The 4,191-nt window shown below is 44.4% G+C and carries 4 protein-coding genes and 1 pseudogene; all 5 read right to left on the bottom strand.

What is annotated here, in order from left to right; translation table 11 throughout:
* Window positions 1-265: 265 nt before the first annotated feature.
* The gene (gene crtD / locus BGL89_RS02565) at window positions 266-1,771 is read right to left on the bottom strand and encodes a C-3',4' desaturase CrtD (RefSeq protein ID WP_286824278.1); all 1,506 of its coding nucleotides are present in this window, start codon (window positions 1,769-1,771) and stop codon (window positions 266-268) included.
* Window positions 1,772-1,861: 90 nt separating this feature from the next.
* Window positions 1,862-2,779 carry a homoserine kinase gene (gene thrB / locus BGL89_RS02560; protein ID WP_286824277.1) on the bottom strand — a complete coding sequence of 306 codons (918 nt, stop codon included), beginning with the start codon at window positions 2,777-2,779 and terminating at the stop codon, window positions 1,862-1,864.
* A gap of 2 nt (window positions 2,780-2,781) precedes the next feature.
* Window positions 2,782-3,492 carry a superoxide dismutase gene (locus BGL89_RS02555; RefSeq protein ID WP_286824276.1) on the bottom strand — a complete coding sequence of 237 codons (711 nt, stop codon included), beginning with the start codon at window positions 3,490-3,492 and terminating at the stop codon, window positions 2,782-2,784.
* A gap of 230 nt (window positions 3,493-3,722) precedes the next feature.
* Window positions 3,723-3,836 (bottom strand): PEP-CTERM sorting domain-containing protein, encoded by a 114-nt coding sequence (locus tag BGL89_RS02550; protein ID WP_286824279.1) that lies wholly within the window; start codon window positions 3,834-3,836, stop codon window positions 3,723-3,725.
* Between the two features lie 84 nt (window positions 3,837-3,920).
* Window positions 3,921-4,100 (bottom strand): annotated as a pseudogene (locus tag BGL89_RS02545) (PEP-CTERM sorting domain-containing protein); the annotation flags it as partial.
* Window positions 4,101-4,191 lie beyond the last annotated feature (91 nt).

The following is a 4,191-nucleotide window of genomic DNA, read 5'->3' as shown; positions in this document are numbered from 1 at the left end:
TTAATCAACAACTAAAGCTTATGTTTTTAGCTAAGTGAAATCATTGATTAAGAGACCTGTGCTTTTCAATAACTTTTTCAGCAGACCCTAAATATAGCGGTTTTCAGTCTAATAAGGTATAGTAAATCCCTTGATAGATAGGCGTTTCAGCGTTTCAATCGGGACTCACTTCTGTGAAAACCGCTATAGCAAGTTTCCTACTGTCTTTTCTACTGATTACTGATTACTGATCACTGATTACTGATCACTGAAAAAAGCTTCCCACTTAACTAAAAGCTAATTTATTTTCAATCTGTCTAACTACCGTTAGTGCCGAATAGCTGACTCCGGCAGTGCCTTCTCCCGGATGGGTGGAATCTCCCACTAACCAAAGATGGGGGATCGGAGTGCGCGTCGCTACTCCAAAAGGGCCAAAAGTGGACAGTCTTTGACCAATACCGCCGACAATGCCCTGATTTCGCCCCGTAAACCGTTCAAAAGTGCGAGGAGTAGCTGATTCGATGTGAACGATGTGATCAGGGCTAAGATGGAAATAATTACCGAGACGATTGATCGCCTCTTGGGTGTATGCTGCTTTTAATTGCTGATAATTATCTTCTCCTTTTCGCCACCAAAGAGCGGTATCGGTGAAGGAAGAAGCAATAATCGTCGCTTTTCCCACTGGGGCGCGGCCATCCCCTTCTTTACTCACGGAAACAAACAAAGAGTTATTTTCGCCGATCATGCCATCGTCATCGTAGAGGAATTGCAAATGGGGAGGACAATCGGGGGGAATAGCAGCGCGATCGACTCCTAAGTAGGCCACAAAAGCACCGGATGCGGGGGGAAGTTTTTCGATTCTCCGGTGATAAAGACTGGGAATGGCTTCGCGATCGATTAATTGTGGTAAATTTTGGATCGGGATATTGGCGACAATCTCATCGGCCATTTCTGGATGTATTTGGCCATTTTTTTGATTTCTGACGATAATTCCCGTGGCTTTTCCCTTTTCTGTCAGTATTTTTTCGACTGTGTGGCGCATTTGCAATTTACCGCCGTATTTTTCCAAAGCTGCCACTAGGCGATCGCTTAATACCTGCATACTACCCTGAAGGTGGGATAAACCTTGGGGAGACTGAGAAACTGCTAAAGCGGTGGCGGCATAAAGTAAAGCGGTTTCATCGGCAGTAACTTGGGAATAAAGCTTTAACTGGAGATCAAGGAAGGTTTTTAGGCGTTTATCTGTCTCTAAGCCGTATAATCGCAGAGCATCGCCCACAGTCATCAAAGTAAAAGGGAAGGTAATGGCAGTATCTAAACGCAAAGCGGCGATTAATTGCCCTAAATCCCACCAGTTGCGCGGGGGTAAAACTGGATCGCGACTTTGAAAACGCCAACTTGCTTGAAAGAGTTTTTGTAATAATTGCCAAAAAGGTTCGCTGCCCGGAAATTGTTTTTGTCTTTCCTCTTGCCACTTTTGCCGATCGCGCCAGACGTTAATCGCAGTGGTTTCCCCCGGCAGAAAAACAGCACAAGCGGGATCGCAGGGGACAGAATCGGGTAAATCTATCCCTAATTCGGCAAAAATGCGCTGATGAATGCCCCCTACTTCTAATCCTGCCACTTGAGTTGCCCCCACATCAAAAGTAAAACCCCGACGGGAAAAAGTCGAGGCACAACCTCCGGGGACAAGCGCCTGATCATATACTGTGACTTGATAACCTCGACGCGCCAATAATGCCGCCGCCGTTAGTCCGCCAATCCCTGCACCAATAACGGTAATTTGCGTCATTTTCTTAACAATTATTTATAATTAGGGTTTGCTGCAAAAGTTTTTCCCACACCCCGCTGCCATAGGACTCTTAACAAGTAAATTGGAGGCTTAACAGTTTACTTGGGCCCCTAGGGTATCTAAAGCTAAAATTTTCACCTCAGAGTTAATCCCCACTTCCTCCCAAGCATTTGTCATCTCTGTGGCCGTTTTTTGGGCATTTTCAGGGTTAGTTAAAGCCAATAGGCTCGGACCTGCGCCACTAATTACCATCCCGTAAGCACCCGCGTTAATGGCGGCTTTTTTGACCTTTTCGTAACCCGGTATTAAAGATTGGCGATAGGGTTGATGCAGTTTATCCTCTAGGGCAATTCTCAGCCAATCGCCGTTACCCGTCTCCAATCCCCGCAATAATAAACCCAAGCGGGAAATATTGAAAATTGCCTCCTGACGGCTAATTTTTTCGGGCAAAACCGCCCTAGCTTTTTCCGTAGCCAGTTCAAAATCGGGAATCGCTAGGACGGGAATGAGATTTTTTTGCCAAAATACTTGACAAATAGCCCAATCTGTGCTATCTCCTGCCGATAGCTGACAGTTGCCCCGCAAAGCCGGCACCACATTATCCGGATGTCCCTCCAAGGCGATCGCTAATGCTTCGATTTCCCCCATAGATAAAGGATTTCCCGCACATTGATTGGCAGCCACTAACCCACCGATAATAGCAGTGGCAGAACTACCTAAACCTCTAGCCAGAGGAACCCCTAAACCGATCTCGATGGCTATGGGGGGCGGATTCTGTCCTATTTTTTGATAAACTTGCAAAAAAGAAGTGTAGATTAAATTATCAGTACCTTGGCTAACTTTAGCTGATTCAGTTCCCTTGACACTAATGCTGACAGGGTTAGCTGTCGTTGCTGGCAGCAGGGTAAAAGTAAACTGATTATATAGGGTTAAGGCCGCTCCGAGACAATCGAAGCCGGGCCCAATATTAGCAGTGGTAGCGGGGACTGTTACCGTAAAAGTTGTCATCGTTAAGCTTTTGCCTGAAGATAGCGGCGATTTACCTCCTCCCAGTTAACCACATTCCACCACTGTTTTAAATACTCAGCCCGTTGATTACGATATTTTAAGTAATAGGCGTGTTCCCAGACATCATTGCCCATAATTGGCTGTAATCCCATCATTAGGGGGCTATCTTGGTTAGCAGTGCTGATAATTTCTAGTTGTCCTGACTTATTTAAAACCAACCATGTCCAACCACTACCAAAAAGTTTAGTACCTGCTTGGTTGAAAGCGTTTTTAAATTCCTCGAAACTGCCAAATTTAGCGATTATTGCCGCTCCTATTTCTCCTTTTGCTTCGCCACCGCCATCGGGGGACATAATCTGCCAGAACATTGTATGATTAAGATCGCCGCCGCCATTATTGCGGATAGTGGTGCGAATATCGGCGGGTAAAGAGTCAAGATTTTTAATTAATTCTACTACTGTTTTTTGCTGCAATTCTGGATATTTTGCTCCTGCCAGATTGAGATTATTAACGTAGGCTGCATGGTGTTTATCGTGATGAAATTGCATCGTTTCCTTATCAATATAAGGTTCTAGGGCATCATAAGCATAGGGGAGAGGAAGCAGAGTATAGGGGCTATTGGCAGCAAAAGCAGGACGGTTAAAATTTCCTAGAGTTGCTGTGCCAAGGGTAGCACCTAAAAGATAAAGAAATTGACGGCGATCGAGGGACATATTCTCAGAGTAGATGTTCCGATGATCAATTATCCTATCGATCGGTGCCTTGGCAGAGAAAAGTTTTTTATTTTTACCTGTCTGCTATAAGATGTAAAATTTTTTGAGTAATTGCAGAGGAATTTAAAAAAATTTGTTTACTAAAATTAAGAGGTAAATTTGGAAGGTTTCTAGACCGCATTTTTCCGCAAGTAGGGATGGAAAAAATCCCATCCCCATACTTTGTCAATTTATCGTTTTTGTTTGAATTGAGAACCGATGCCCAAAAGTCCTAGACTTAATAATCCTAAAATTGCTGAAGGTTCGGGAACCGGTGTAGCACTGGCAGTGCTGGGTAAGCGCATCTTAACAATTGTCAATGGCGTTTAAGATGCGCTCACCAGGCAATTTATACCAAATTAGATGAGCTTCCCCGGTACTTAAAAGGCTTATTTTCGCTGCTTGTTGGATACTGAACCCATCCCTAGTAAACCCAATGCCAATAACCCCAGAATCGAGGAAGGCTCTGGAACTGCTGGAAATGGATCTGGACCGGTACTGGGTGATAAAAATCCTTTTAAAGGATCACCCACGGCTCCAAAACCAACAAGATCGAGGGAATTAAACTGAGGGCTCTTCGTTACCCTTTATGCTAAATCAACAGACAAGATGCCAAGACAACATACTTCTAACCCAAAAATTCCGAAAGTTTCTAAAGCC

Source organism: Microcystis sp. LSC13-02, from assembly GCA_002282935.1.
Lineage (GTDB): Bacteria > Cyanobacteriota > Cyanobacteriia > Cyanobacteriales > Microcystaceae > Microcystis.
The sequence above is the reverse complement of the archived record's forward strand: the minus strand, read 5'-3'. Positions and strand labels throughout refer to the sequence as shown.

Excerpts from the sequence above, each read along its gene's own strand:
- crtD (WP_286824278.1), bottom strand. The coding sequence starts at position 1,771 with ATGACGCAAATTACCGTTATTGGTGCAGGGATTGGCGGACTAACGGCG.
- thrB (WP_286824277.1), bottom strand. The coding sequence starts at position 2,779 with ATGACAACTTTTACGGTAACAGTCCCCGCTACCACTGCTAATATTGGG.
- BGL89_RS02555 (WP_286824276.1), bottom strand. The coding sequence starts at position 3,492 with ATGTCCCTCGATCGCCGTCAATTTCTTTATCTTTTAGGTGCTACCCTT.
- BGL89_RS02550 (WP_286824279.1), bottom strand. The coding sequence starts at position 3,836 with ATGCGCTTACCCAGCACTGCCAGTGCTACACCGGTTCCCGAACCTTCA.